Raw genomic sequence first — 26,637 nt, forward strand, 5'->3', positions numbered from 1 at the left:
TATCCACAGGTTGTCCACACTGTGAAGAACGCACATGATCGCGTCTCTATGCGTTCGCTGTCAAGTGCGAATGCATGCGGGCGCGTCGCGGGCGGCGGGCATACCGGAATCCGCGCGCGACGGGCGGTGAATCGAGCTGGAGGGGCTCGCTCAGCGGGTGCGGCCGAGCTGAGCGGTGATCTCGGTCACCTGGTTGTAGATGGAGCGACGCTCCTTCATGAGGTCGCTGATCTTCTTATACGCGTACATGACCGTTGTGTGGTCGCGATTGCCGAACAGCTGCCCGATCTTGGGGAGCGAGAGGTTCGTGCGTTCGCGACACAGGTACATGGCGATCTGTCGGGCGATCGCCACCGCCTGCGAGCGGCTCGAGCCGTACAGGTCGTCGACGGTGAGCTTGAAGTACTGTGCGGTCGCCTGGATGATGTCGGTCGGCGAGATGACGTTCGCGTCGTCCTGGTCGACGATGTCGCGCAGGACGGTCTGAGCGAGCGACATGTCGAGGTTCGACCGGTTCAGGCTGGCGAACGCCGACACGCGGATCAGGGCGCCTTCGAGTTCGCGGATGTTCGACGAGACGACCGTCGCGATGTACTCGAGCACCTCGTCGGGGATGTGAAGCCGCTCGCTCTGTGCCTTCTTGCGGAGGATCGCGATGCGGGTTTCCAGGTCGGGTGCCTGCACATCGGTGATCAGTCCCCACTCGAAGCGCGAGCGCATCCGGTCTTCGAAGCCGGTCAGGTGTTTCGGCGGCACATCGCTGGTGATGACGACCTGCTTGTCGTGATCGTGGAGCGTGTTGAAGGTGTGGAAGAACGCCTCCTGCGTTTCGGCACGACCCTGGAGGAACTGGATGTCATCGATCAGCAGGATGTCGACGTCGCGATAGCGCGCCTGGAAAGCCGAACCGCGGTTGTTGGCGATCGAGTTGATGAAGTCGTTCGTGAACTCTTCGCTCGAGACATACCGCACCCGGATGCCGGAATACAGGCTCATCGCATAGTCACCGATGGCGTGGAGCAGGTGGGTCTTGCCGAGGCCGGAGTCGCCGTAGATGAACAGCGGGTTGTAGGCCTTCGCGGGCGCTTCGGCGACGGCGACCGCGGCCGCGTGGGCGAACCGGTTGGATTGGCCGATGACGAAGTTGTCGAAGGTGTACTTCGGGTTCAGCCGGGTGTCGTCGCGCGATGTGCCGCCGGAGGGCGCTGGCGCCTGCTCTTCGAAGACCTGCCGCGCGGTGGGCACCGGGGTCACCGCCGGCGCGGGGACGTTCAGCTCCTGGATCGGGACCGGGGCCGTCAGGTGCGCGTCCACGATGTCGGGATTGACCACGACGCGGAAGGTCGCCGCCGGCGGGTCGTAGGCGGGGTCTTGTTCGACGTGGGCGAGGGCCTCCATGATGGGGGCGCGCAGTCGCTTGTTGAGCTGGGCGGCGGTGAGGTCGTTGGGGACGTCGAGGTAGAGCGTCCCGCCCATCACACCCTGAGGAACGGCCAGATTCAGAAAGCCTCGTAGCTGGGGCGTGACCCGATCATCGACAGCGAGGGCCTCCAGAACACGTCCCCAGATGGGGACATCTGGAATCTCGTGCTGCGACATGAAGCTCCCGGGGAAAGTAGGTGTTTCGCGCCCGCGAGATGACACCCGCGCAACCTGTGGATAACTGACCGTGCCACGCTAGCCAGCGGCAGAGCTGCGAGCAAACTCCACTGTAGTTCCGGGCCGCGTGTCCTGACCAGCGGGCTCCCAGCCTTTGTGGATAATGTCGCCTCCGGCGCGCAGGTTTGAGTCCTGCCCGCTGTCGACGTATCCTTACTCAGTTGACTTATGCCCTTGTGGCAGTCCTGTACCCCGTCCCCGGAAGAGCGTCCCGAGGACACCCGATCCGGAAGAGATCTCATGAGCAAGCGCACTTTCCAGCCCAACAACCGTCGTCGCGCCAAGAAGCACGGCTTCCGCGCCCGTATGCGCACCCGCGCCGGCCGTTCCATCCTCTCGGCTCGTCGCGCCAAGGGTCGCGACGCTCTCTCGGCCTGATCACACGGTGCTCGCGAGGCAGAACCGACTGACCCGCGGAGCGGAATACAAGGCCGTCGTCCGCCGGGGTGCGCGGTGTGCCGGAGCGAACTCGATCACGTACGTGACCCACTCGAGTGACGATCGCGCCGCACGTTTCGGTTTCATCGTGAGCAAGCAAGTCGGTTCCGCCGTCGTCCGCAACACCGTGCGGCGACGGCTGAAGGCCGTCTGCGCGGAGGCGTTGACCGATGTGCGCCCCGGTGCGGATGTCGTCATCCGTGCACTCCCGGGGTCGGCCACCGCCGACTTCTTCCAGTTGCGCGACGAGGTCACGCGGTGTCTGGCGAGGCGGGCTGCGTGAGCGTTCTTCCTTCATATGCCATCGGCGACGGGCACCTGACCGCATCCGGTTCACTCCGGGCGATACCTCTTCTCCCCCGGAACGCCGCGTTGGCGTTGCTGCATGGTTACCGGGCGACCATCTCGCATACATACGGTGACGTGTGCAAGTACTACCCCTCGTGCACCGCCTATTCGGTGGCGGCCGTGCAGCAGTACGGCGCCGTCGTCGGGAGTGCGATGACCGCCGTGCGCCTTGTACGGTGCAACCCCTGGGCGAAGGGCGGCGTCGATGACGTGCCGCTTCGCGAGAACTTCCGTCACGACATCACCCCGCGGGGTTTCGTCGTTCCTGGCTCCACCGGAAAGGACTGATCCCGCGCATGGATCTTCTGAGCTTCGCTGCATCGGCGACCGATTCTTCGGGCGGCGGTGGTTTCGATCTGATCGGAACCATCCTGTGGCCCCTCAAATGGCTGGTCGAGCTCGTGCTCGTCGGTTGGCACGCTCTGTTCACCGCGGTCGGCATGCCGCCGGCGGACGGGTTCACGTGGGTCTTGTCGATCGTCGGACTGGTGATCGTTGTCCGATCGGCGATGATCCCGCTGTTCGTGCGGCAGATCAAGAGCCAGCGCAAGATGATGGAAATCGCTCCTGAACTGCGGAAAGTCCAGGAGAAGTACAAGGGCAAGCGCGATCAGCTCTCTCGTGAGGCGATGAGTCGCGAAACGATGGCGTTGTACAAGAAGCACGGTACGACGCCCGTGTCGAGCTGTTTGCCGCTCCTGGTGCAGATGCCCGTGTTCTTCGCGCTGTTCAGCGTGCTGAACGATGTGCAGAAGATCGGGGACGACCCGAACTTCAGTGGTGTCGGACTGCTGAACACAGAGCTGACCCAGGAGTTCTACGACGCCAATCTGTTCGGCACCGTCTCGTTGCACGAGACCCTGATCGACGCGATCAACGCCGGCAACGTCACGGCGATCATGACCCTGGTGACGCTCGTGGTTCTGATGATCGCGTCGCAGTTCTTCACGCAGTTGCAGATCATCTCGAAGAACCTCTCCCCCGAGGCCAAGACCGGCCAGGCGTACCAGATGCAGAAGATCATGCTGTACGTTCTGCCGTTCGCCTTCGTGTTCTCGGGTGTCTTCTTCCCGCTGGGTGTGGTCATCTACTGGTTCGTGTCCAACCTGTGGACCATGGGTCAGCAGTTCCTCGTCATCCGTGAAATGCCCACTCCGGGTTCGGATGCGGCGAAGGCTCGCGAAGAGCGTCTGGCTCGCAAGGGCAAGGCGATCGACTCGTCGGGCAAGGTCGTCACGATGGAGAAGTACGAAGCGGAACAGCAGCGTCTCCTCGAAGAGGCGGAGCGGGCGAAGGCCACGCAGCCCAAGCGCCAGCAGCCGGTGGGCAAGCAGCGAGCGAAGAAGCAGGCCCAGAAGCAGTCCGGGTCGTCGGGTGGCACCGGGCCATCCGGAAACCCGAAGTCCTGACCCGCATCGACCACTGAGGAATGATGAGTAGCAACTCCGACACGGCAACGACGTCCGCGCCCGACCGCACCCCCGCGACGGTCGAGGAGCTTGAACAAGAAGGTGACGTCGCCGCGGACTTCATCGAGGAGCTCCTCGACATCGCCGACATCGACGGTGATCTGGGACTCGACGTCCGAGCCGGCCGCGCGTACCTGTCGGTCGAGGCGGAGGACGATGAGTCTGTGCGCGTGATCTCCGCGCCGGACACGGTTCAGGCGCTCCAGGAGCTGACCCGCATCGCCGTGCAGAACAAGACCGGGCGCTTCTCACGTCTGATCTTGGATATCGGCGGGTCGCGTGACGCTCGTCAGACTGAGCTCGCAAACCTCGTCGACCGTGCGATCGCGCGGCTGGATGACGGCGCTTCGCAGGCGTCGCTCCCCCCGATGTCGAGCTACGAGCGCAAGCTCGTTCATGACATCGTCGCGGAGCGGGGCCTCACGTCCGAGTCGTACGGTGAGGGCGCAGACCGCCACACCGTGATCCGCCGCCACTGAGTGCGTTCTCTCCCGTTTCACGTGAAACACGCATGACTGAACTCGAGGCCGAACCGGCCGTTGCCGCCGAACTGTTCGGTGACCGTATCGATCTTGCGCGACGCTTCACGCGCGCACTGGCGCAGCATGGGGAAGAGCGTGGGTTGATCGGCCCGCTCGAACTTCCTCGATTGTGGACGCGTCACATCCTCAACAGTGTCGTGGCTGCTCCCCTGTTCTCGGGTCGTGTAGGAGATGTCGGGTCGGGTGCGGGCCTTCCGGGTCTGGTTCTGGCTATTGCGCGCCCGGATGTCCGGTGGGTTCTGATCGAGCCGATGGAACGACGGTGTGTGTGGTTGAACGAGCAGGTGGATGCGCTCGGGCTCGACAACGTCGAGGTGGTGCGTGCTCGGTCGGAGGATTGGTCTGAAGGAGCGGTGTTGGATCAGGTGACGGCGCGTGCGGTGAGTGCGTTCCGAACGTTGATCCCGTTGACCGCTCCCCTGGTTCGCGACGGCGGCGAGCTGATCTTGTTGAAGGGGTCGAACGCCCCCAAGGAGATCTCCGCGGCGGAGAAGCAGATCCGCAAATTCAAGCTGACGCACGTGCGCGTGGAGCTGGTCGGGGATGGCGTCATCTCCGAGCCGACAAGGGTGCTCCGAGCGACAGTCTCCCGCTGACTCCCCCTCCCCCGCGCCGATCGAGTCGCTCGCACCGTGCGCCTCGTCCCCCTAAAACCCTGACGATCGAGTAGCGCCCGCGGGGCGTGTATCGAGATCCCCACCCCTGCCGGTCGCGACACACCGGCACAGCCCCGCCGATCGAGTAGCCCGCACTGCGGGCGTATCGAGATCCCCACCGCCACGCGTATCGAAACACCACAGCCGGCTCCTCTACCGCAGCCAAGTGAGTACGCTCCTCCCCAGGCGCGACGCCATGGCATCAATCCACTACCGGGGCGATCGCAGCGTGCGACTCGGATCGGCGCGAGACGCTGAGGGGATGCCGTACATGTACATCTTGGAGTGTGCCGATCGCTCGTTCTACGTGGGCAGTACCCGTGATCTGGACTTCCGGGCCGCCCAGCACAATTACGGGGAGGGCGCCGAGTACACCTTCAGGCGCAGACCGGTGCGCCTCGTCTACTTCGAGGAGTACGAGCGCATTGATGAAGCCTTCCAGCGCGAGAAGCAGGTGCAAGGGTGGGGCCGTGCGAAGCGGATCGCGCTGATAGCGGGCGACACTCATGCCCTGCGACCCCTGAGCAAGAAGCCGAGCCGGGCTCCTCGTGAGGAGAGCGGCTGACGCCTACGCGCAATGGGTGGCCCGGCTCTCGCTGTCGTGAGCGAGACCGTCAGTGCGAGCGGCTCGTGTTTCACGTGAAACGCCGGCGTCGAGGGACACCGGAGGGTTCTCACGCCCGGGACGGGGCGGGGCGGGCGGATGGGTGTCGGCACCCCGCCGGCGGGTGGATCTCGGTACGCGCCCGAGGGGCGCTACTCGATCGGCGTCGGAGGATCCCGGTGGTCGAGTAGGCGGCGAAGCCGGCGTATCGAGACCCGGCCGGCAGGGTATCTCGGTACGCGCACTGCGCGCGCTACTCGGTCGGCGGGAGTGAGCTTTGGCGAGTGGTCGGAGTAGGCGGCGTGCGGTGAGCGTTGTTTCACGTGAAACGTGGGCGGATCTCGGTACGCGCCCGAGGGGCGCTACTCGATCGGCGTCGGAGGATCCCGATGGTCGAGTAGGCGGCGAAGCCGGCGTATCGAGACCTGCTGCGACGCGGTATCTCGGTACGCGCACTGCGTGCGCTACTCGATCGGCGGGCGGGAGCTTTGGCGAGTGGTCGGAGTAGGCACCCGCTGCGAGCGTTGTTTCACGTGAAACGTGGGCGGATCTCTGTACGCGCCCGCGGGGCGCTACTCGATCGGCGTTGGAGGATCCCGGTGGTCGAGTAGGCGGCGAAGCCGGCGTATCGAGACCCGGGCGGCAGGGGATCTCGGTACGCGCCCGCGGGGCGCTACTCGATCGACGCGTAGCTTCCCGCGGTGGTCGAGTAGGCGGCGAAGTCGGCGCGCTGTGAGCGGCGTTTCACGTGAAACGTGGACGTATCTCGTTACGCGCCCGCGGGGCGCTACTCGATCGGCGGACGGGAGCTCTGGGGAGTGGTCGGAGTAGGCACCCGCTGCGAGCGTTGTTTCACGTGAAACGTGGGCGGATCTCGGTACGCGCCCGAGGGGCGCTACTCGATCGGCGCGTAGCTTCCCGCGGTGGTCGAGTAGGCGGCGAAGCCGGCGTATCGAGACCCGGGCGGCAGGGGATCTCGGTACGCGCACTGCGCGCGCTACTCGGTCGGCGGGTGGGGTGGGGTCGGTGACGTCAGGGGTGAGGGTTAGAGTGGAGTGATGCTCGAACGGACGCGAAAGAGAGAGCGTTTCACGTGAAACAGCCCGACGAATCGGCCGCGGAATCCCCTTTCTCGTTCGACGACACTCCCCTGGCCCGCGAGATCGCCGACCTCTCTGCACGTCGACGCAATCTCGAGGGAGTCGACATCTCGCTCAGCGGCCGAACCCGTGTCATCACGGTGTCGAACCAGAAGGGTGGCGTCGGAAAGACCACCAGCACGGTGAACCTCGCCGCGGCTCTGGCCTCCATGGGGGCACGTGTCCTCGTGATCGACCTCGACCCGCAAGGGAATGCTTCCACCGCGCTCGGTGTCCCGCACGACTCCGAGACCCCGAGCGTCTATGACGTATTGATCGACGACTTCCCGATCGCAGACATCGTGCAAACGAGCCCCGAGTCGCCCAACCTCCTCTGTGCACCGAGCACCATCCACCTTGCCGGCGCGGAGATCGAACTGGTCTCCCAGGTCGCGCGCGAGCACCGCCTGAAGACGGCGCTCGACACCTACCTGACAGAGCTCACCGAGCGTCTCGACTTCGTGATCATCGACTGCCCGCCATCTCTCGGCCTGCTGACGATCAACGCGTTCACCGCCGCACACGAACTTCTGATCCCGATTCAGTGCGAGTACTACGCGCTGGAGGGTCTCAGCCAGTTGCTCGGGACGGTGCGGATGATTCAGAAGCACCTGAATACGACGCTGCACCTGTCTACGATTATGCTCACCATGTACGACGGGCGAACCCGCCTGGCACAGCAGGTCGCCGAGGAGGTGCGGGAGCACTTCCCCGAGGAGGTCCTCCACACGATGATTCCGCGATCGGTGCGGGTCTCCGAGGCGCCGAGCTTTGGACAGACCGTCATCGCATACGATGGTCAGTCTGCCGGGGCCATCGCCTACCGCGAAGCCGCGGTCGAGATCATCGGGCGTGACAAAGACAGTTCGGTAACGATCGAAGGGACACCCTGATGCCGAAGCGCACGGGACTCGGACGGGGTATCGGGGCCCTCATCCCCACCAACGAAGCGACGGAGGATCGTCCGTCCGACGTCTTTTTCCCGAAGGCGGCCGCCGAAGACAAGGGGACGGCCGAGTCATCGGTCCAGGCATCCGACATCGACGCACCCGACGCCGCCGACAGGGCCACCGAAGCGTCGGAGGACTCCCCCGAACTTGTCGCCGTTCCCGGCGCGCGACTCGCGCACGTCGATCCGCACACGGTCGTCCCCAACCCGCGGCAGCCACGCACGCACTTCGACCAGGAAGACCTCGACGAGCTCATCCACAGCGTGCGCGAGTTCGGTGTGCTCCAGCCGGTCGTCGTCCGCGACACCGGTGACGGCCAGTATGAGCTGATCATGGGTGAGCGCCGCACACGTGCGGCACGAGCGGCCGGGCTCACGTCGATGCCCGCGATCATCCGCGAGACCGCCGACGAGCATCTGCTCCGCGACGCGCTCCTGGAGAACCTCCACCGTTCCGAGCTGAACCCGCTCGAAGAAGCATCCGCCTACCAGCAGTTGCTCGACGATTTCGGCATCACCCAGGAGGAACTCGCGACGCGGATCGGCCGTTCGCGTCCCCAGATCAGCAACACCATCCGTCTGCTGAAGCTGCCCGTACCCGTGCAGCAACGCGTCGCCGCGGGTGTGCTCAGCGCCGGTCACGCCCGCGCGATCCTGTCGCTCGATTCCCCCGAGGCGATGCAGAAACTCTCGGACAAGATCGTGAACGAGGACCTCTCGGTGCGCGCCGCCGAAGCCGCGGCGAAGGCGACAGGGCCCGGGGCCGGCAAGACCGTCAAGCCGCAGGCCGGCGCGCGCAAGGCCTACCTCGACGAGGTGGCCGAGCGCCTGGGAGACCGCCTCAATACGCGCGTCAAGGTCAGTCTCGGAATGCGTAAAGGCCAGATCAGCATTGATTTCGCGAGCATTCAAGACCTCAACCGCATCCTCGAGGATCTCGGGGAGAACGGCTTCGGTTCGACCTCGTAGGCCGGGTTTCCACAACCTCCAGCCCGCCGCGCCGATGTCCGGTGTGCGGCGTACTCTGGATGGGTGACGCACGACGAGAACACCCCCCGGCGAGCCAGCCTGGAGCTGCTGCGCGCGGAGGCGGCGGACGAGTTGTCTGTTCTCGTCGACGAACGACTGCACGGTGGTGAAGACCCCTGGGACTTCATGGAAGACCTCCCCACCGTCGACGAACTCGTCGTCCTCACGCTCCGCGCCGAGAACATCGCCGCCAACGGCGGGGTGCGACCCTCTCAGGCTCGGCACTACCGCGTCCTCCGACAGATCGCGCTGGACTATCCGCCCCTGACGAAAGCGGTATGGCGTCTGCTCGGTGAAGAGAAGCATCGACGCTGGGATGCCTCCGCTCACGCGGATGTCTCCTGACGGCCACAGAGCCGCCCGACCAGACAGAAGCCCAGCCCCCNAACTCGGCCAGATCCTGCTCGAGGGCGTACTTCGGCTTGGCGCCGATGATGGTCGACTTCACTTCGCCGCCCTGGAAGACCTTCATCGCCGGAATCGACGTGATCTGGTACTTCATCGCGAGGTCGGGGTTCTCGTCGACGTTGAGCTTGAGGACGGTGATCTTGTCGGAGTTCTCCGACTGGATCTCGTCGAGCACGGGCGAGACCATGCGACACGGGCCGCACCACTCCGCCCAGAAATCCACGAGCACGGGGCCGTCGGCCTGCAGGACATCCTGCTCAAAAGTCGCCGACGTGGTCGCCTTGGCGGTCATTTCCACTCTCCTTCAGGGATTCTTGCGTCTATCGGATCAACGTGCCGCGGCCGCGGATTGTTCCGCAGTCTCCAGGGGCGCTTCGTCATCGGCGCCCGGACGGCTCTCGATGAGGTCTGCGTCGGCGTCGGGGGCGCCGGCTTCGCCGAGCGCGGCGAGGTAATGCTCGACGTCGAGGGCCGCAATCGTTCCGCTTCCCGCGGCGGTCACGGCCTGGCGGTAGGTCGGGTCGATGACATCGCCGGCGGCGAACACACCCGCCGCCGACGTGCGCGACGAACGCCCATCGACCCAGACCGTCCCGGCCTCGGTGAGATCGAGCTTTCCGTGCACGAGGTGCGTGCGGGGGTTGTGGCCGATCGCGACGAACAGGCCCTCGAGCGCGAGTTCGCGACGGCTGCCGTCGACGGTGTCTTCGAGGACGACACCTGAGACGGCGTCCTCGCCCAGCACATCGACGACTTGGCTGTTCCAGACGAACTCGATCTTGTCGTTGTTGAACGCCCGCTCCTGCATGATCTTGGATGCGCGCAGTTCGTCGCGACGGTGGATCACGTAGACCTTCGAGGCGAACTTCGTAAGGAACGTCGCCTCTTCGATCGCGGAGTCGCCGCCGCCGACGACGGCGATCTCACGCTCGCGGAAGAAGAAGCCGTCGCAGGTCGCGCAGTACGAAACGCCGCGGCCCGACAGCCGCTGCTCGCCTTCGATACCGATCTTTCGCGGTGCGGATCCGGTCGCGAAGACGACCGCGTTGGACTCGTAGGACTTGCCGCTGCCGAGCGTGACCTTCTTGACCGGGCCGTCGATGTCGAGCTCGACGACATCGTCGTAAAGGACCTCCGCGCCGAACTTCTCGGCCTGCTCCTGCATCTTCGCCATGAGGTCGGGCCCCATGATGCCTTCGGGGAAGCCGGGGAAGTTCTCGACCTCGGTGGTGTTCATGAGTTCGCCACCGGCTTCGACCGAGCTGGCGACGACGATGGGTTCGAGGTTCGCCCGCGCGGCGTAGATCGCCGCCGTGTAACCCGCGGGACCTGAGCCGATGATGATGACCTGACGCACTGCGCCTCCTTCGTTGTGGTGCCGGCAGTGACAACACATGGTAACGGCACGGAATTCCCCGAAGGTGAACGACCGGATTCGGGCGCCTCAGCGACCTCCGGGGAGGAAGCGCCGCACCAATCCCACCGCGGTCTGCAGCTCCGGTGCACGGAGCACGGCGAGCGTCACGATGTAGATCACGGCGACCCCCAGTCCGATGACGCCCGTGCCGATCGCGGCGAGCAGCGGGTTGGAGGTCGTCCACCCGTCCGGCCCTCCCAGCAGCAGGTACACGCCCCATCCGGCCGCCGCAGCGGGCACGGCGGCGAGGGTGAAGCGGGCGAGCGAGCCCAGCCACACCCCTACGCGGAGGCCGCCGATCCGCCGCTGGAGCAGCCAGGTCGCGATGATCACCTGCACGACCGATGCCAGCGACTGGGTCAGGGCGACCGAGGACGCGAGCTGCGGCAGGCCGATGAGGCCGGCATCGACGAGCGCGGCAGACGCGAGCGCTCCGACGATCACGAGAGCCACCTGTACGAGGGTGAAGAAGAACGGCGTGCGGGTGTCGTCGTAGGCGTAGAACGTGCGCTGGATGACGAACAGGACCGCCAGCGGGATGAGGCAGACGAGGAAGGCGAGCAGGACGGGAGCGGCCTGCAGGGCGCCGGCGGCGTCGTTGGTGAAGATGCGGCTGGCCGGCACGGCGGCGACGGCCAGCGCAGCGGTGGCCAGGACGACGAACAGACCGAGGGTGCGGATGCTGCTGACGATGTCGTCGCGTACCTCCCCTTCGCGGCCGGCGGACGCGTGCTCGCTGAGGCGTGTGTAGTAGGGCGTACCGATCGAGAGCACGATGACCGAGTACGGCAACATGAACAGGAGCCACGCGTTCTGGAACGCGAACACCGACGGACCGTCATTGGAGGCCTCGGAGAGGACCCGCGTCTGCACGAGGCCCGCCAGTTGGCCGGCGAGCATCATGAGGAACGTCCACCCCGCGAGGCGGCCGATCTGTGCGAGGCCGACACCTTTCCACCGGAAGTCCGGACGGACGCGAAGTTTCGCCGAACGCCAGAAGAGCAGGAGGAGTGCGGCCTGTACGACGATCCCCGCGGTGGCGGTACCGCCGAGCAGGGCGATCATGTCGGGGGTCCACCCGGCGACCTCGGTGACGGGCCCGCTGAACAGCGCGATGAAGACGAGGAACCCGGCGATCGAGACGACGTTGTTGACGATCGGTGCCCACGTGAACGGTCCGTAGATGCGGCGGGCGTTGAGGGTTTCGCCGACGAGGGCGTACAACCCGTAGAAGAACACCTGCGGCAGACACCAATAGGCGAACGCCGTCGCGAGGGCGGTCTGGGCCGGCGAGTACTCGGGTGCATAGAGCTGCACGAGCCACGGTGCGGCGGCCGTCGCGATCGCCGTCGTGATCAGCAGGCCGACCGTTCCGAGCGTGAACAGCTTGGACACGAATGCGCTGCCCCCGTCGGCGTGCGCCGCCGCCTTGACGATCTGCGGAACGACCACGGCGCTGAGCAGCCCGGCCGAGATGATCGCGTAGATGTTGTTCGGGAGCTGATTGGCCACGGCGAACGCGTCGGCCGCGGCGCTCGGGACAGAGCCGACTGCGGCGACGAGCACCACCGTGCGCAGCAGTCCCGTCAGTCGGGAGAAGACGGTGCCGGCGCCGATGAGCACACTGGCGCGGCCGATACCGCTCATCGATCGTCCTCGGCTTCCTCGTCGCCTGTCTCGTCGGTGTCGTCGCCCGCTGTTTCGTCTTCGGGTTGATCACGGCGCCGGTGACGGATCGTTCGGACGAGGCCGATCACGAGCAGCCCGCCGACCAGGACCGCCAGCACTGTGATGCCGATGCCCTCCCACTCGGCGCGGACGTACACTTCGGCGCGTTCGGCGGATCCGATCTGCACCCCGGTGGGGCTGCGGATCTCGAGGGCCACATCGACTTCGCCGTTGCCGATGCGAGCCTGCACGGGTACCTCGATGCGGGTGTTCGATGCGGGGCTCGCCACCACGGTGACCGTGTTCTCGACATCCAGGCGGAGGTCTTCGGGTTGGGCGTAGAGGGTGAGGTTGACCGGGTAGGGAAGGTCGTTGCGCACCCACACGGGAAGTGTCGAGCTCGACCCGAGAAGCTGGATGGTGCTGGGGGGGAGCAGGCCGACCGCGTCGATCGTCTCGCGGGTCCTCTCGCGCTGGGAGGCCACGACCGCGGGCCAGGTGTCGTCACCTCGCCACGCGTTGCCGAGCACCTGGAGGATCTCGTCCCGGTTCGGGCCGGTCAGCAGCTGGGGATCGTCGAGGACCGTCGCGAACTGCGCAAGTGCCTGTTCGTCGCCGTGCATGTCGGCCGCGGCATATGCGCGTGCTTCGTCGGGGACGCCATCGAGGAGCTGCACCGGCGTGGGGTCTTTTGCGATCAGTCCGGCGAATGTCGCTGCGGTCGTCGAGGGCGCCTGGGTGGCGGCGAGTACCGCGGCCCGAAGGGCGAGGCGGGAGCGTTCGTCGGATGACCTGTCGACGGTCACGAGAAGAGGTGCGTCCCCGGCGTCGTCGGCGGCGAAGTGCAGGTACGCGCTTGCGGCCGCGAGCGGCGCCGCGCGAAGCGTCGTGTCGTCTTCGATGGATGCGGCATGCAGCTCACGGGAGATGTCGGAGTCGTAGACGAGCAGCTGCGTGTCGGTCGCGGACGCACGTGCCGGGACGGTCGCCCCGGTCCCGGTCACCAGATCGGACTCGGTGAGGATCAGCGGCGCCTCATCCTGCTCACCGGAGACGGGCGAAACGGCGTCGGCGACCGTCGCTCCGCCGGTGCCGGTGGCCGGCCAGAGCACATCCGATGCGGCGGTGTCCATGCCCAGGAGGTCCTCGAGCGCGGGCAGTCGACCCGCCTGCTCGTCGAGGTCCGTCGGCGTCGCCGATGGGGTCGGCGTGGGCGTCGCCGATGCGGCCGTGTCGGGTTCGTCGAGCACGACCGGGGAGCTGAAATCACCCTCGCGCATCAGCGCGGTGAGTGAGCCGGGCTGAAGCAGCGCGTCGAAGCCGGCCTCCACCTGCGCGGCGATATCGGCATCGCCGTACTGCAGGGCGAAACGGGCGTTCGGCAGCGAGTCGAGCTCAGCGAGCCACTCCAGCGCCGACTCGGGCGCCGATGTCCCGAGAACCCGGATGGAGGCGAGGATCGCCGGATCGATCGCGAGGACGACGGGGGTGCCGGCGACGGCATCCAGTTGGGAGGCCAGGGAGCCGCCTTCTCCGGTGAGCTCCTCGAGCTGCGCGGCGGTGAGCGTGGCCGTGTCGATCGCGGGGGCCGTGATCGGCACGACGACGGTGAGAGGCGTGGCACCGTCATCGTCGGGAACGGTCACGGCGCTGCGGACCTCGATCGTGTCGTCTCCCACGGCGAACGTGGCCGCGAGAGGGTAGACCCCGGGTGCGCGGCCCGCGAGAGCGTCGTCGTCGCCGTCGATCGTCAGACGCGCGGTCTGTTCGGCGCCGGACAGGGTCGCCCCGAACGACGTCGTCCCGATCTCTTCGGTGCGCGCCGCGGAGTCGCCCTCCAGCCAGGAGGACAGGGACGTCCTGCTGGCGAGCGGGTCGTCGGCGAGGCCGAGTGAGACGTCCACCGCGTCCAGGGCTTCAAGGGTGCCGTTGTCGACCACGAACGACACCGTGAGCGCATCCCCGTCATCGAGGATGCCGTTGCCGGCGGGTGCCATCGTGTACGAGACCTCGCCGCTCAGCATCGGGCCGTCCGAGGTCTCCGGTTCGGGTTCGACCGGTGCCGACCAGGCGGATGCGGGGGTGAGGAGGAGGGTGCCGCACAGCGTGACGATCGACAGTGCCGCGGCGGATACCGTGGTGAGGATGCGCGAACGCGCGGCGGGGCGCCGGGGACGGCGCGCGGCGCGCGGAGGGGAAACGGTGTCGGTCATGGGGAGCTCCGGTGCGATTCATGACCGCACGATCGGTGCGATTCTACGGTTCGCGCCTGTGGTGATCTGTGAGCCGTGCCGCGCGACCGGTCGACGCCGCGGTCGACACGGTTGAATGGGCGGGTGCTTCCCGAACCCGATGCCGCAACCTGCGCCGCCCTCGCCGACGATCTCCGCGCCGCCGGATTCACCTCGGAGCAGCTTCGGGCCGCGTGGGGTGAGAGCGCCGACGACGCCACCGGGCGGGAGCTGCGGGCACCGGCGCTGCGGGCGCTCGGTGCGCGGACCGATCCCCTCGCCGTCCTCGGCCGCTTGCTCGCCCTCGGCGTCCCGCAGCCGAGGGCCGCGGTGCACACCGCGCTGCCCTCGTGCGATGTCGACGGGCTGGAGCGGCTCGGCCTGGCCACCGTCAGCGGCGACACGGTGCACCCCGCCGCGCTCGTCCGCCCGCAGTCATTCGGGGACGCCACCGGCGACGGCGAGTGGTGGGTCGCCAGCGACCTGGACGAGATGGCTTTGGGTGGACCTCTTCCCGAAGACCACGTCCTGGGGGTCGGGGGCGCATCCCTCACCCTGGCTGCCCTGCAGATGCCCACAGATGCCTCGCGGGTGTTCGACCTCGGAACCGGGTGCGGCATCCAGGCCCTGCGTGCGCGCCGTTTCGCCGACGCGGTCGTGGCCACGGACGTATCGGAACGCGCTCTGCGCTTCACGCGCCTGAACGTGCTGCTGAACGGCGTGGACGGGATCGACACGCGGCTGGGCAGCCTGTTCGAGCCCGTCGCGGGGGAACGGTTCGACCGGGTCGTCTCCAACCCGCCGTTCGTCATCACCCCCCGGGCCAAGGGCGTACCCGCGTACGACTACCGCGACGGCGGGCTGGTGGGCGATGCGCTCGTCGAGGCGGTCGTGACCGGGGTCGGTGGGGTCCTCGCGCCGGGAGGCGTGGCGCAGTTCCTCGCCAACTGGGAGTCGAAAGACGGCGTCGACGGTCTCGAGCGGGTCCGTGCGTGGGTCGAGGCGTCCCCGGTGCCGCTTGATGCGTGGGTGGTCGAACGCGAGCGGCTCGACCCGCTGGGGTACGCGGAGTTGTGGATCCGGGACGGCGGGACGGTTCCGACCAGTGACCGTTTCGCGCGGCTGGTGGATGCATGGCTCGACGACTTCGAGGCCCGTGGTGTGACCGGGGTCGGGTTCGGGTCGGTGCTGCTGCGGCGCGCCGAGGGGTCGCCGACCCTCGCCCGCTACGAGCGGGTCGGAACCGTGACCGGCCCGGGGGCGCTCGGCGGCCACATCGCCGATGTGCTCGTCGCGCACGACCGCATCGCGGCCCTCGACGACCGTGAGCTTTCCGCACGGGTGTTGCGCACGGCATCCGATGTGACCGAAGCCCGACACCATATGCCCGGGGCCGAAGACCCCATGGTGATCGAGCTACGCCAGGGCGGCGGGTACGGCCGGACCGTCGGCGTCGACCCGGGGCTGGCGGCGCTGGTCGGGGCATGCGACGGCGATCTCGCCGTCGGGGTGCTGATCGACGCGATCGCCCAGCTGATGGAGGTGGATGCCGCCGACCTGCGCGCCGACCTCCTCCCCCGTGTCCGCGAGCTGATCGCCACCGGCTTTCTCCGCATCGTCGACTGACGGGCCGCCCGGGTCGGATAGGTAGGCTCGAGACCATGCTGAACATGGCCGAGGGTGTCGCGCGCCTCGGCGCGCTCGCCGAGTCCCCGATCGTCGCCACGTTGGCCGAGGCGTTCGCCGACGCGGGTCGGGAACTGTCGATCGTGGGTGGCCCGGTGCGCGACGCGCTGCTGGACCGCCCGGTGCACGACCTCGATTTCACGACAGACGCGCATCCCGACGAGATCCTCCGGATCATCACGCCCATCAGCACCGCCCAATGGGATGTGGGGCGCGAGTTCGGAACGATCGGCGCGCGTGTCCGCGGCGAGCAGGTCGAGGTGACCACCTACCGTGCCGACAGCTACGACGGCACCACCCGAAAGCCGGTCGTCGCCTTCGGTGACAGTCTCGAGGGCGACCTGGTGCGGCGCGACTTCACCGTCAACGCCATGGCGATGCGGGTGCCGCAACGGACTCTGGTCGACCCGACCGGCGGCGTCGAGGACCTCCTCGCCGGACGTCTGCGCACCCCGATCGATCCTCGGGTCAGTTTCGGCGACGACCCGCTCCGGATGTTGCGCGCGGCCCGGTTCGCCTCGCAGTTGGAGTTCGAGGTCGACCCGGGGACGACCGAGGCGATGGCAGAGCTGCGCGAGACCCTCCGTATCGTCAGTCCCGAACGGGTGCAGGGCGAACTCGTGCGCCTGATCGGCACCGACGATCCGGTGCGGGGGATCCGATTGCTCGTCGACACCGGCCTCATGGCGGAGTTCCTTCCCGAGGTCCCCGCCTTGCGCCTCGAAGTCGACGAGCACCACCACCACAAGGACGTCTACGAACACTCCCTCACCGTCGTGATGCAGGCGATCGCATTGGAGAAGAGACGCCACCCCGGTGCGGCTCCGGATGTCCCGCTGCGCCTCGCGGCGTTGCTGCACGACATCGGCAAGCCCGCGACGCGCCGCCTGGAGCCCGGAGGTGGCGTGACCTTCCACCACCACGACGTCAAGGGCGCGCGCATGGCGAAGAAGCGCCTGAACGCCCTCCGCTTCGACTCGGACACCACCAAGGCCGTGTGCCGCTTGATCGAACTTCACCTGCGCTTCTTCGGATATGCCGAGGGGGCGTGGACCGACGCGGCCGTGCGTCGCTACGTGCGGGACGCGGATTCCGAGCTCGAGCGCCTGCACATCCTCACCCGGGCCGATGTGACGACCCGCAACAGGCGCAAGGCGAACCGACTGGCGACCGCGTACGACGACATCGAACGCCGCATCGACGAGCTCGCCGAACAGGAGCAGCTCGACGCGATGCGTCCGGAGCTGGACGGCAACCGCATCCAGGAAGTGCTCGGCATCCGCCCCGGTCGTGAGGTCGGCGAGGCGTACCGGTTCCTGCTCGACATCCGCCTCGACGAGGGGCTGATCGGGCCGGATGCCGCCGAACAGCGTCTTCGCGAGTGGTGGGCGGCCCGCTCCTGACGAGAACGGCCCGCACCCTCGATCGAGAGCGCGGGCCGTCGGCCGGTCGGACCGGTCAGGCTTCGTTCGGGACCACCACGGCGCGCCCGCGCACCGTGCCCTTGTGCAGCTTGGCGTACGCCTCGACCGCGTCGTCGATGCTGTAGCGCTCGACATGCACGCCGACCGAGCCTTCGCGGGCGAGGTCGAGCACTTCGCGCAGCTCGGAGCGGGTGCCCCAGTACGGTGCGCGCACGGCCGCACCGAACGGCGTGGAGAAGAAGCCGGTGGCGAGGGTGCCGCCGCCGATGCCGACGATGTGGATGTACCCGTCGACGGCGACGACGGCGCGGGACAGATCGAGGGTGGGCTGCATGCCCACGAAGTCGAACACCGCGTCGGCTCCCAGGCCGCCGGTCAGTTCGCGGACCCGGTCCGCGGCATTCTCGTCGGAGATGACGGTGTGGTGTGCGCCGACCTCGGTGGCCAGCTCGAGCTTCTCATCGCTCACATCCAGCGCGATGACCTTCGCGCCGCTGATGGCGCGGATGATCTGGACGCCCACGTGCCCCAGACCGCCGACGCCGATCACGACGGCAGTCGACCCGGGACGCAGCTTGTGCTCCGCCGCGGTGATCGCGTGGTACGGCGTAAGGCCGGCGTCGGTCAGTGACACCGTCTCGACCGGGTCGAGGTCGCCGAGCGGGATCAAGTGGCGCTTGTCGTCGATGATCACGTACTCGGCCATCGCTCCGGGCGCGCCCAGACCGGGAGGGGCGATACCCATTTCAGCGGCGTACGGGCAGTAGTTCTCTGCACCCTTCGAACAGGCGTGGCACTGCCCGCATCCCCACGGCCCGTAGATCGCGTACGAGCCGCCGATCTCCACGCCTTCGACACCGTCACCGAGCATGTCGACGACGCCGACGCCTTCGTGGCCGAGGGTGAGGGGCAGCGGGTAGGCGTACTGCTCTTCGGGCAGGTCCATCAGGAACCAGTCGGAGTGGCAGAGCCCTGCCGCGGTCACCTTCAGGCGGATCTGGCCGGGTCCGGGCTCGGGGGTGTCGATTTCGACGACCTCGGGGCCTTTGCCGATCTCGCGGTACTGCACAGCCTTCATGGGAACCTCCGGTGTTCTCTTCGGGTACGGGGCACCTTCCAGCTTGTCAGGGAGCGGACACGGCGCGCCAGAGGGGACGGTGCGCCTCGACGGCGCGCGATCTACACTGGCGGTACGCTCCTCCACCGCCGATCGGAGCCGGATGTCTTCTGCGTGGTCGCGCCAGCGCGGGGTCTCACCCGAGACGTCCCGTTTGCTGATCGAACGCGCCCATGAAGAACTCGTCGCCGGTAACCCAGGTGACACCCGTCTCGCCGACGTCCGTCCGCTCGTTCGTGATTCCTGGGAGCGGTCGCTCGCGTCCCTCGTCGGCGCCGAGGGCCTCCCCCCGATGGATCTTTCCCCGGAAGAGCTTGAGGAGTACCGTCGCGCGCACCCGCTGGCGACCGTGATGGACATGGTCCGTGGACTGTTGCTCCCCGGCGAAGCGGGTGACTCGGGTGTCGTCGTAGCCGTGGGGGACGCATCGGGTCGATTGCTGTGGGTCGAGGGCGACCACGACATCCGCGGACGAACCGGCGACATGGGATTCGTCGAAGGCGCGAACTGGTCGGAGGACGCCGTCGGCACCGCCGCACCCGGCACCGCCCTCCGCCTGGACCGGTCCGTGCAGATCCACGGTGCCGAGCACTACAACCGGCTCGTGCAGCCGTGGTCGTGCACCGCGGCGCCGCTGCACGACCCGGAGACCCGGCGTCTACTGGGTGTGATCGACGTCACCGGCGGCGTGGAGGCGGTCACGCCGCAGGCGCAGCTGCTCGTCGATGCGACCGCTCGCGCGATCGAAAGCGAATTGCTGGTCGCCCGCCTGCGACGTCGCTCCGAGACCCCGAAACGTCGGAAGGCGCGACGTGCGCCGGTGCGCGCGACGCTGCGCGTGCTCGGTCGGGATCGCGGTGTGCTCGAGACGGGCAACCCCGCCGAACCCACCACATCCGTCGAGCTCAGCGCTCGTCACGCGGAGATTCTGCTGATGCTCGCCACTCATCGCGCCGGGCTGTCGGCGGGAGCCCTGGGCGAGCTTGTCTACGGAGACGGGGCGACAGACACGCTCCGCCCCGAGATGGTGAGGCTTCGCAAGGTGCTCGAGGGCGTGGCGCCCGCGCTGGTGCCGGCATCCCGCCCCTACCGGCTGACGGTCGACCTCGACACCGATGCGCAGCACGTGGTCTCGCTACTCGACCGCGGCGCACACCGTGTCGCGCTCGCCGCCTACACCGGGGCGGTCTTGCCGGACTCGGTCGCGCCCGGAGTGGAGCAGCTGCGGGCGTCGGTCAGTGCCACTCTTCGCGAGGCGCTCATGGAGGATGCGGGTGTCGACGTCCTCCTGGCCTATGCCGACACCGATGAGGGGGCCGAAGACGCTGAATTGCTCCGCCTGTGTCTCGAGATGCTGCCCGCCCGCTCCCCCAAGCGTGCCGGCCTGGTCGCCCGTCTCGACCGCCTGACGCCGTGACATCCTGACCCCGCTTCGCGAGGCGGACCCGGCGTGCAACCGGATGCAACGTGGCGCGCCCTAGCGTCGTCGGCACGTCGCGACAGTGTCCGTCGCGCAGCCAGTCGAAGGAGACAGCACACCATGACCATCGTTGAAGAAGGCGTTTCGAGCGTCTACGCCGCCCCGGGCCAGCGAGGATCGCTGGCCGACTATCGCTCCCGCTACGGCCACTACATCGGCGGCGAGTTCGTCGAACCCGTCAAAGGCCAGTACTTCGAGAACATCTCACCCGTGAACGGCAAGCCGTTCTGCGAGGTCGGACGAGGCACCGTCGAAGACGTCGACCGCGCCGTCGACGTCGCGTGGCAGGCGTTCGAGTCGTGGAAACGCACGACGCCGGCCGACCGTGCCGTCGTGCTGAACAAGATCGCCGACCGGATCGAGCAGAATCTCGAGATGATCGCGGTCGCCGAGACGTGGGAGAACGGCAAGCCGGTCCGTGAGACCCTCGCCGCCGACATCCCGCTCGCCGTCGATCACTTCCGCTACTTCGCCGGAGTGCTCCGCGCGCAGGAGGGCTCGCTCAGCCAGCTCGACGAGAACACCGTCGCCTATCACTTCAACGAGCCGCTCGGGGTGGTCGGGCAGATCATCCCGTGGAATTTCCCCATCCTCATGGCCACGTGGAAGCTGGCCCCCGCTCTCGCCGCCGGCAACTGCGTGGTGCTCAAGCCCGCCGAGCAGACCCCGGCGTCGATCCTGTTCCTGTTCGACCTCATCGGCGACCTGCTGCCGGCCGGCGTTGTCAACATCGTCAACGGGTTCGGCATCGAAGCCGGCGCTCCGCTCGCGCAGCACAAGGGCATCCGCAAGGTCGCCTTCACCGGAGAGACCACCACGGGGCGACTGATCATGCAGTACGCCTCGCAGAATCTCATTCCCGTCACCCTTGAGCTCGGAGGCAAGTCGGCGAACATGTTCTTCGAAGACGTCGCCCAGAGCACCGACGACGCCTATTACGACAAGGCCCTCGAGGGCTTCACGATGTTCGCGCTGAACCAGGGCGAGGTGTGCACGTGCCCGTCGCGCGGGCTCATCCAGCGGTCGATCTACGACCGGTTCCTCGGCGACAGCCTCGACCGGGTCGGCAAGATCAAGCAGGGAAACCCCCTCGACCCCGAGACGATGATCGGTGCGCAGGCCTCGAACGACCAGCTGGAGAAGATCCTCAGTTACATCGACATCGGCAAGGCCGGCGGTGCGAAGCTTCTCACCGGGGGTGAGCGCGTCGACCTCGGCGGCGACCTCAGTGAGGGTTACTACGTCGCCCCGACCGTGTTCGAGGGCTCGAACGACATGCGCATCTTCCAGGAGGAGATCTTCGGACCGGTCGTCTCGGTCACCTCGTTCGACGACTTCGACGATGCGATCTCGATCGCCAACGACACCCTCTACGGCCTCGGAGCCGGGGTGTGGAGCCGGTCGGGTGACATCGCGTACAAGGCCGGGCGCGCCATCGAGGCCGGGCGCGTGTGGACGAACACCTACCACCAGTACCCGGCGCATGCCGCGTTCGGTGGGTACAAGCAGTCCGGCATCGGCCGCGAGAACCACCTGAAGATGCTCGACCACTACCAGCAGACCAAGAACCTGTTGGTGTCGTACGCGGAAGGCGCGATGGGCTTCTTCTGACCCCTCCTTGCCACGACAGGTGAGTCCTTACTCAGGCTGACCGCAGGTGGGTGGCCGGTTCGGTACCCGAGTCCGGCCCCCCACCTGAGTAAGGGCCCACCTCGTCGGGCGACCGACGTCGAATGAGAGGAGAAGGCGATGACAGAGACGACGACCTACAGTCGGGTCGCGGTGTCCGACGCGGCCGCGGGTCTGCTGCGGGAGCTGACCGCGACGCACGGCAAGCTGATGTTCCATCAGTCCGGCGGCTGCTGTGACGGCAGCGCCCCCATGTGTTATCCGGTCGGGATGTTCCTGACCGGACCGTCCGACGTGCACCTCGGGTCACTCGAGGTGGGGTTGGACGACCCCATCGAGGTGTACATCTCGGAGGCGCAGTTCGAATATTGGAAGTACACCCACATCACCATCGACGCGGTCCCCGGGCGCGGGGCGGGGTTCAGCGTCGAGGGGCCCACGGGCAAGCGGTTCATCATCCGATCGCGGATGCTGACCGAACCGGAGTTGGAGGCGTTCGGGCTGGGCCCGGAGAGCACGGCCTGATCGCCGTGAACGGTCGGGAAGCCTGCGCTACCGTGTGCGCATGGAGGAAGCCGCCCGCACCCGCGACGACACCCAGCCGCTGCCCAGCGCAGAGCGGCTGAAGGCCTTCACCGACGCGGTGGTCGCCATCGCGATGACGTTGCTGATCCTCCCGCTCATGGAGAGCGTGAGCGACGCCGGTACCGGGAAAGCGCCGGTCGCGGAATGGTTCGTGGAGGAGTGGCCGGCGTTGGTCGCCTTCGCGTTGAGTTTCGTGCTGATCGCGAACTTCTGGCTCGTCCATCACCGCCTCTTCGCCAAGGTCGAACGAGTCGACACCCCCCTGCTGTGGTTGACGGTGCTGTGGATGTTCACGATCGTGTGGATGCCGGTGGCCACGGCGATCACCACCGCATTCGCGGAGGATACGATCCAGCTGGTCGTCTACATCGGAACCCTCACGGTGACCTCCGCCGTACTCTCACTGACACGCCTGTACCTCGCTCGTCACCCCGGTCTGCACGACGAACCGCCGGGTGCGATGCGCGACGAAATCGTGGGCGGGTGGATCGTCACCGGGCTGTTCGTGGTGGCGCTCATCGTGAGTATCGTCGTCCCGGTGGTCAGCTACGCGGCGTTGCTGCTCCTCGCCTTGCGTCCCGTCGTGCAGAAAGTGGTACTCCGGATCCGCGCCTGAGGGATCGATCAGAGAATCTGCGTCGATTCGCGTGGCACCCCCGTGGGATGCCTACCGTGGAGTCACGCAACGGAAGGGAGTGGTGTGTTCTTCACCACCGATGACGACACCCTCGGCGAGAACGTCGCGGAGGCTCTCGAAGAAGGCTGGCGCACCTGGACCGGCTTCAGTGTGGCCCTCGCGATCGCGGTGGGCATCGCGATCGGCATCGCCATCGTCGTGGCCGTCATCCTCTCCCTCGTGGGTAGACGGATGCCGTGGGCGCACGATCTGCATGCCCGACTCGCGTGGCCGTTCCGTGTCACCATTCTGATCATCTCCGTCTTCGTGGCGACGATCGCGTTGCCCGGAGACGACCTCCGGAAGGGGGTGCAACACACCCTCGGTATCGCGCTCATCGCCTCGTCGGCATGGTTGCTCGCGCAGGTGTTCCTCTTCTTCGTCGACAGTGGGACGAAGCGGTACAAGCTGACCGAGAGCGAGAGCTTCTCGGCGCGCAAGGCGCGCACGCAGTTGCAGATCATCCGACGCCTGGTCGTCGCGGTGATCGTCATCTTCGCGCTCGGTGCGATCCTCATGACCTTCGATCAGGTGCGCGCGGTCGGGGCCAGCGTGCTCGCGTCGGCCGGTGTGGCATCCATCGTCGCCGGTCTCGCCGCCCAATCGATTCTCGGAAACCTGTTCGCGGGTGTGCAGTTGGCCTTCAGTGAGGCGATCCGTGTGGGCGACGTCGTGGTGGTGCAGGGCGAGTGGGGCAAGATCCGTGAGATCACCCTCAGCTACGTCGTGCTCGAGGTGTGGGATCAGCGCACTCTGGTGTTGCCGTGCACCTACTTCACGACGACCCCGTTCGAGAACTGGACCAAACTCGGCAAGGCGCTGCTGGGCACGGTCTACTTCGACCTCGATTGGCGCGTCGATGTCGACGCGATGCGCGAGGAGCTCGACCGCGTGCTCGCCGAGACCGACCTGTGGGATCGGGTCGGCAGCGGCGTCGTCGTCACCGACGCGAGCGGTGGTCTGCTCCAGGTGCGGGTGATGGTCAGCGCGGCCGACTCCGACAAGATGTGGTCGCTGCGTTGCCTGGTGCGGGAGAAGCTCGCGGTATGGGTGCGAAACGAGTATCCCGAGGCCCTTCCGCTACAGCGCGTGCGGATGGATGCACCGGATCCCGCTGCGGCGACCCCCGCGGGTGCGCTCAACGCCCGAGACTCCTCCGGCCCGGGCCGGTCGCTACCCGGCGATTAGCAGCGGTAGCACCCAGGTCAGCGCCCACCATCCGACGATGATCCCGATGAGGATGATGGTGGAGCGCCGGACTCCGGTGCTCAGACGCCGGCCCGGTGGCGCGACTCCCGGCGGTGGTCGCAACAGTCCTGGTGGCGCCTCGAACGGCGTGGCCGCGCGCGCCGTGACGGGCTCTGGCGAAGCAGGTGCGTCGAAAGCGCCCGCGCCGGCCACCGCATCCATCGCCGGTGGGTGGGGTGCGCTCAACTCCGTCGGCGCTCCCGTCGGCGTCGGATTCGGGGATGCCTGCGCGGCATGACGGAGGCGGTCGTCTCGCCACCGCTCCCATTGGGCGAGCTTGTCGAGCATGGCCCCGACGGCACCGAACAGCCACGCCCAGGTGGCGGGGTCCAGAGTCACGAACTGGCGCTTGGCGTAGAAGAAGAGCCAGTCGTCGACGATCTCGACATCCAGCGCCGCGGCGTTGTCGATGAACCTCGCCATGATGTCAGGGGTGAACAGGTAGAGCGCATCCGCCTCGTAGCCGGCGGGACAGAACAGGGAGAAGTACCGGTCGAAGTCGCCTTCGAGGCTCAGGTGCTGTTCCTTGCGATAGGACATCGGCAAGTTCGAACCGAACAGGCCGTTGTTGCTCGTGGCGTCCAGCACGATGTGCGGCAGGGGGACGTCGAGTTTCACCGCCACGTAGCCCCAGCGGTGTGTGGAGCGGTTTCTTCCGCTCCCGGTGGAGTAGCGGTAGTTGCCGAACTCGACGAAACGCGGCCGGTCTCCGCGCAGGACATCGGTGGCCCGGCGCCCCGAGCCGCGGCCGAAGATCATCCCCGGCAGCGGGGGTGAGGAGATCCTCGGGAGATAGCGAAGGTGGTTCGCCCGCGCGAACGCGTCGAGTCGGTACCGGCGATCGCGTGTGCCTCGGGAGGACGACATGATGCCGACGGCGATGGCGATCACGATGCCGACGACCGCGAGAACGGGGACCGCGACGATCAACAGCGCTCCCCATCCGATCTGCGAGGCGAGTCCCACGGCGATCGCGAGGCACATCACGAAGAAGATGGGCAGGACGATCATCGCGATCACTGCGAACGCGATAACGGTTCCGATTCGTCCCGCATTCCACGGCGAGCCGGTCGCTCTGCGCATCACCTCCGCGTGGGCTCGGACGGCTGCGGGGTCGACGGGCGCGGTGAGAGGTCGTGCGTCGAACGACATGGCGCCCACGCTACTCAGGTTGCGCGAGGCACGTGTGGACGGATTCGGTCGGCCGCGTGGCTTCCGCTACCATGGGAGGGTTGTCTGCGCGCAGCATCATGCCGCGTGTCGTGGCGACATGCAACACACCCTCCTGCTGATGGGAAATGCCCGTCAGCCGTTCTAGTCCGAAGGAGGTGGGTAAGTGACGCATCAGTACGAACTCATGGTGATCCTGAACCCCGAGGTCGACGAGCGCCAGGTCGCTCCGAACCTCGACAAGTTCCTGAAGGTCATCACGAACGATGGTGGCTCGATCGACAACGTCGACATCTGGGGCCGCCGCCGTCTGGCCTACGAGATCCAGAAGAAGACCGAAGGCATCTACGCCGTCGTGAACTTCACCGCGACGAGCGAGGCCACTCAGGAGCTCGACCGTCAGCTGAAGCTCGACGAGCGCATCATGCGCACCAAGGTCCTGCGCGCCGAAGAGGCGATCGCCCTGGTCGAGGCCGAGCAGAAGCGCGCCGAGGAGAAGGCTGCCCGCAAGGCTGCCGCTCCCGCGAAGGCCAAGAAGGACGCGTAACGCATATGGCCGGTGAGACCGTCATCACCGTCGTCGGCAACCTGACCGCCGACCCGGAGTTGCGTTACACGCAGAACGGACTTCCCGTCGCGAACTTCACGATCGCGTCGACACCGCGCACCTTCGACCGCCAGGCGAACGAGTGGAAGGACGGCGAAGCGCTGTTCCTCCGCGCGTCCTGCTGGCGCGATTTCGCCGAGCACGTGGCCGGTTCGATGACCAAGGGCATGCGTGTCATCGCCCAGGGTCGTCTGCGCCAGCGTTCCTACCAGGACCGCGAGGGCAACAACCGCACCTCCATCGAGCTCGAGGTCGACGAGATCGGCCCGTCGTTGCGCTACGCGACCGCGCAGGTCACCCGCACGCAGGGTGGCGGCAGCGGCGGTGGCGGCGGTGGACAGTCCCGTCCGCAGGTGTCGGAAGAGCCGTGGTCGACCCCCGGGTCGAACCAGGGCGGCGCCGACGCATGGAGCGCTCCCGGTACCTCGTACGGCGACGACACGCCGTTCTGATCGAGT

Annotated in this window: 25 protein-coding genes and 1 pseudogene; 19 read left to right on the forward strand and 7 right to left on the reverse strand. The window is 67.2% G+C overall.

What is annotated here, in order from left to right:
- Positions 1 to 150: 150 nt before the first annotated feature.
- Positions 151 to 1,599, reverse strand: a complete 1,449-nt coding sequence (gene dnaA / locus ABD204_RS04055) for a chromosomal replication initiator protein DnaA (protein ID WP_194423391.1) — start codon at positions 1,597 to 1,599, stop codon at positions 151 to 153.
- A 300-nt stretch (positions 1,600 to 1,899) separates the two neighbouring features.
- On the opposite strand from dnaA, the gene rpmH reads away from it, so the two are divergent.
- The 10 genes from rpmH to ABD204_RS04105 all read left to right on the forward strand — a co-directional run bounded on the left by rpmH (position 1,900) and on the right by ABD204_RS04105 (position 9,178).
- A complete protein-coding gene (rpmH, locus tag ABD204_RS04060) occupies positions 1,900 to 2,037 on the forward strand; it encodes a 50S ribosomal protein L34 (RefSeq protein ID WP_194423392.1) in 138 nt (45 codons plus the stop codon).
- 7 nt (positions 2,038 to 2,044) lie between these two features.
- On the forward strand, positions 2,045 to 2,380 hold the full coding sequence (gene rnpA, locus ABD204_RS04065) for a ribonuclease P protein component (protein WP_194423393.1): 336 nt from the start codon (positions 2,045 to 2,047) through the stop codon (positions 2,378 to 2,380).
- Positions 2,377 to 2,733 carry a membrane protein insertion efficiency factor YidD gene (gene yidD / locus ABD204_RS04070; RefSeq protein WP_194423394.1) on the forward strand — a complete coding sequence of 119 codons (357 nt, stop codon included), beginning with the start codon at positions 2,377 to 2,379 and terminating at the stop codon, positions 2,731 to 2,733. The genes rnpA and yidD overlap by 4 nt, the downstream gene beginning before the upstream one ends.
- Before the next feature lie 8 nt (positions 2,734 to 2,741).
- Complete coding sequence (gene yidC, locus ABD204_RS04075) at positions 2,742 to 3,854, forward strand: membrane protein insertase YidC (RefSeq protein ID WP_194423395.1); 1,113 nt, start codon at positions 2,742 to 2,744, stop codon at positions 3,852 to 3,854.
- A 23-nt stretch (positions 3,855 to 3,877) separates the two neighbouring features.
- Complete coding sequence (locus ABD204_RS04080; RefSeq protein WP_194423396.1) at positions 3,878 to 4,393, forward strand: Jag family protein; 516 nt, start codon at positions 3,878 to 3,880, stop codon at positions 4,391 to 4,393.
- Positions 4,394 to 4,425: 32 nt separating this feature from the next.
- Positions 4,426 to 5,052: a 16S rRNA (guanine(527)-N(7))-methyltransferase RsmG gene (gene rsmG / locus ABD204_RS04085; protein ID WP_194423397.1), complete on the forward strand. Its 627-nt coding sequence runs from the start codon at positions 4,426 to 4,428 to the stop codon at positions 5,050 to 5,052.
- Positions 5,053 to 5,374: 322 nt separating this feature from the next.
- Complete coding sequence (locus ABD204_RS04090) at positions 5,375 to 5,677, forward strand: GIY-YIG nuclease family protein (protein WP_194423398.1); 303 nt, start codon at positions 5,375 to 5,377, stop codon at positions 5,675 to 5,677.
- 1,132 nt (positions 5,678 to 6,809) lie between these two features.
- Complete coding sequence (locus ABD204_RS04095) at positions 6,810 to 7,748, forward strand: ParA family protein (protein WP_194423399.1); 939 nt, start codon at positions 6,810 to 6,812, stop codon at positions 7,746 to 7,748.
- Complete coding sequence (locus tag ABD204_RS04100) at positions 7,748 to 8,773, forward strand: ParB/RepB/Spo0J family partition protein (RefSeq protein WP_194423400.1); 1,026 nt, start codon at positions 7,748 to 7,750, stop codon at positions 8,771 to 8,773. Before ABD204_RS04095 ends, ABD204_RS04100 begins: the two co-directional genes overlap by 1 nt.
- A gap of 63 nt (positions 8,774 to 8,836) precedes the next feature.
- Positions 8,837 to 9,178 carry a tryptophan synthase subunit alpha gene (locus ABD204_RS04105; RefSeq protein ID WP_194423401.1) on the forward strand — a complete coding sequence of 114 codons (342 nt, stop codon included), beginning with the start codon at positions 8,837 to 8,839 and terminating at the stop codon, positions 9,176 to 9,178.
- A gap of 46 nt (positions 9,179 to 9,224) precedes the next feature.
- Here ABD204_RS04105 and trxA read toward each other — a convergent pair.
- The 4 genes and pseudogenes from trxA to ABD204_RS04125 all read right to left on the reverse strand — a co-directional run.
- Positions 9,225 to 9,533: pseudogene (gene trxA / locus ABD204_RS04110) on the reverse strand (thioredoxin); the annotation flags it as partial.
- Positions 9,534 to 9,569: 36 nt separating this feature from the next.
- On the reverse strand, positions 9,570 to 10,598 hold the full coding sequence (trxB, locus tag ABD204_RS04115) for a thioredoxin-disulfide reductase (protein ID WP_194423403.1): 1,029 nt from the start codon (positions 10,596 to 10,598) through the stop codon (positions 9,570 to 9,572).
- 87 nt (positions 10,599 to 10,685) lie between these two features.
- On the reverse strand, positions 10,686 to 12,305 hold the full coding sequence (gene murJ, locus ABD204_RS04120) for a murein biosynthesis integral membrane protein MurJ (RefSeq protein ID WP_194423404.1): 1,620 nt from the start codon (positions 12,303 to 12,305) through the stop codon (positions 10,686 to 10,688).
- A complete protein-coding gene (locus tag ABD204_RS04125; protein WP_194423405.1) occupies positions 12,302 to 14,539 on the reverse strand; it encodes a DUF6049 family protein in 2,238 nt (745 codons plus the stop codon). The genes murJ and ABD204_RS04125 overlap by 4 nt, the downstream gene beginning before the upstream one ends.
- 123 nt (positions 14,540 to 14,662) lie before the next feature.
- Here ABD204_RS04125 and ABD204_RS04130 point away from each other — a divergent pair, with 123 nt between their 5' ends.
- Positions 14,663 to 16,183, forward strand: a complete 1,521-nt coding sequence (locus ABD204_RS04130) for a DUF7059 domain-containing protein (protein ID WP_194423406.1) — start codon at positions 14,663 to 14,665, stop codon at positions 16,181 to 16,183.
- Positions 16,184 to 16,218: 35 nt separating this feature from the next.
- The gene (locus ABD204_RS04135; RefSeq protein WP_194423407.1) at positions 16,219 to 17,646 is read left to right on the forward strand and encodes a CCA tRNA nucleotidyltransferase; all 1,428 of its coding nucleotides are present in this window, start codon (positions 16,219 to 16,221) and stop codon (positions 17,644 to 17,646) included.
- 55 nt (positions 17,647 to 17,701) lie between these two features.
- Here ABD204_RS04135 and ABD204_RS04140 read toward each other — a convergent pair whose 3' ends face one another.
- Positions 17,702 to 18,745, reverse strand: a complete 1,044-nt coding sequence (locus ABD204_RS04140) for an NAD(P)-dependent alcohol dehydrogenase (protein ID WP_194423408.1) — start codon at positions 18,743 to 18,745, stop codon at positions 17,702 to 17,704.
- Positions 18,746 to 18,887: 142 nt separating this feature from the next.
- On the opposite strand from ABD204_RS04140, the gene ABD204_RS04145 reads away from it, so the two are divergent.
- The 5 genes from ABD204_RS04145 (at position 18,888) to ABD204_RS04165 (ending at position 24,342) form a co-directional block, all read left to right on the forward strand.
- Positions 18,888 to 20,201: a GAF domain-containing protein gene (locus ABD204_RS04145; RefSeq protein ID WP_194423409.1), complete on the forward strand. Its 1,314-nt coding sequence runs from the start codon at positions 18,888 to 18,890 to the stop codon at positions 20,199 to 20,201.
- Positions 20,202 to 20,324: 123 nt separating this feature from the next.
- A complete protein-coding gene (gene exaC / locus ABD204_RS04150) occupies positions 20,325 to 21,875 on the forward strand; it encodes an acetaldehyde dehydrogenase ExaC (protein WP_194423410.1) in 1,551 nt (516 codons plus the stop codon).
- A 138-nt stretch (positions 21,876 to 22,013) separates the two neighbouring features.
- Positions 22,014 to 22,418 (forward strand): DUF779 domain-containing protein, encoded by a 405-nt coding sequence (locus tag ABD204_RS04155; protein ID WP_194423411.1) that lies wholly within the window; start codon positions 22,014 to 22,016, stop codon positions 22,416 to 22,418.
- A 40-nt stretch (positions 22,419 to 22,458) separates the two neighbouring features.
- Positions 22,459 to 23,094, forward strand: a complete 636-nt coding sequence (locus ABD204_RS04160; protein ID WP_194423412.1) for a TMEM175 family protein — start codon at positions 22,459 to 22,461, stop codon at positions 23,092 to 23,094.
- An 84-nt stretch (positions 23,095 to 23,178) separates the two neighbouring features.
- Entirely contained in the window at positions 23,179 to 24,342 is a 1,164-nt protein-coding gene (locus ABD204_RS04165; RefSeq protein WP_194423413.1) for a mechanosensitive ion channel family protein, read from the forward strand.
- Here the strand turns inward: ABD204_RS04165 and ABD204_RS04170 are convergent.
- The gene (locus ABD204_RS04170) at positions 24,328 to 25,554 is read right to left on the reverse strand and encodes a hypothetical protein (RefSeq protein ID WP_194423414.1); all 1,227 of its coding nucleotides are present in this window, start codon (positions 25,552 to 25,554) and stop codon (positions 24,328 to 24,330) included. The two genes, ABD204_RS04165 and ABD204_RS04170, sit on opposite strands and share 15 nt — an antisense overlap.
- 184 nt (positions 25,555 to 25,738) lie before the next feature.
- Between ABD204_RS04170 and rpsF the strand changes: the two genes are divergently transcribed.
- Positions 25,739 to 26,119: a 30S ribosomal protein S6 gene (gene rpsF / locus ABD204_RS04175; protein WP_194423415.1), complete on the forward strand. Its 381-nt coding sequence runs from the start codon at positions 25,739 to 25,741 to the stop codon at positions 26,117 to 26,119.
- Positions 26,120 to 26,124: 5 nt separating this feature from the next.
- Entirely contained in the window at positions 26,125 to 26,631 is a 507-nt protein-coding gene (locus ABD204_RS04180; RefSeq protein WP_194423416.1) for a single-stranded DNA-binding protein, read from the forward strand.
- Positions 26,632 to 26,637: the final 6 nt, after the last annotated feature.

It is taken from the genome of Microbacterium aquimaris, assembly GCF_039531285.1.
Taxonomy (GTDB): domain Bacteria; phylum Actinomycetota; class Actinomycetes; order Actinomycetales; family Microbacteriaceae; genus Microbacterium; species Microbacterium aquimaris.

Bases quoted from the DNA above. Each gene is read 5' to 3' on its own strand.
- ABD204_RS04180 (WP_194423416.1), top strand. From the start codon at position 26,125: ATGGCCGGTGAGACCGTCATCACCGTCGTCGGCAACCTGACCGCCGAC.
- rsmG (WP_194423397.1), top strand. From the start codon at position 4,426: ATGACTGAACTCGAGGCCGAACCGGCCGTTGCCGCCGAACTGTTCGGT.
- yidC (WP_194423395.1), top strand. From the start codon at position 2,742: ATGGATCTTCTGAGCTTCGCTGCATCGGCGACCGATTCTTCGGGCGGC.
- exaC (WP_194423410.1), top strand. From the start codon at position 20,325: ATGACCATCGTTGAAGAAGGCGTTTCGAGCGTCTACGCCGCCCCGGGC.
- ABD204_RS04125 (WP_194423405.1), bottom strand. From the start codon at position 14,539: ATGACCGACACCGTTTCCCCTCCGCGCGCCGCGCGCCGTCCCCGGCGC.
- ABD204_RS04155 (WP_194423411.1), top strand. From the start codon at position 22,014: ATGACAGAGACGACGACCTACAGTCGGGTCGCGGTGTCCGACGCGGCC.
- rpmH (WP_194423392.1), top strand. From the start codon at position 1,900: ATGAGCAAGCGCACTTTCCAGCCCAACAACCGTCGTCGCGCCAAGAAG.
- ABD204_RS04160 (WP_194423412.1), top strand. From the start codon at position 22,459: ATGGAGGAAGCCGCCCGCACCCGCGACGACACCCAGCCGCTGCCCAGC.
- ABD204_RS04090 (WP_194423398.1), top strand. From the start codon at position 5,375: ATGCCGTACATGTACATCTTGGAGTGTGCCGATCGCTCGTTCTACGTG.
- ABD204_RS04170 (WP_194423414.1), bottom strand. From the start codon at position 25,554: ATGTCGTTCGACGCACGACCTCTCACCGCGCCCGTCGACCCCGCAGCC.
- dnaA (WP_194423391.1), bottom strand. From the start codon at position 1,599: ATGTCGCAGCACGAGATTCCAGATGTCCCCATCTGGGGACGTGTTCTG.
- murJ (WP_194423404.1), bottom strand. From the start codon at position 12,305: ATGAGCGGTATCGGCCGCGCCAGTGTGCTCATCGGCGCCGGCACCGTC.
- ABD204_RS04135 (WP_194423407.1), top strand. From the start codon at position 16,219: ATGCTGAACATGGCCGAGGGTGTCGCGCGCCTCGGCGCGCTCGCCGAG.
- ABD204_RS04140 (WP_194423408.1), bottom strand. From the start codon at position 18,745: ATGAAGGCTGTGCAGTACCGCGAGATCGGCAAAGGCCCCGAGGTCGTC.
- ABD204_RS04100 (WP_194423400.1), top strand. From the start codon at position 7,748: ATGCCGAAGCGCACGGGACTCGGACGGGGTATCGGGGCCCTCATCCCC.
- ABD204_RS04145 (WP_194423409.1), top strand. From the start codon at position 18,888: ATGTCTTCTGCGTGGTCGCGCCAGCGCGGGGTCTCACCCGAGACGTCC.
- ABD204_RS04080 (WP_194423396.1), top strand. From the start codon at position 3,878: ATGAGTAGCAACTCCGACACGGCAACGACGTCCGCGCCCGACCGCACC.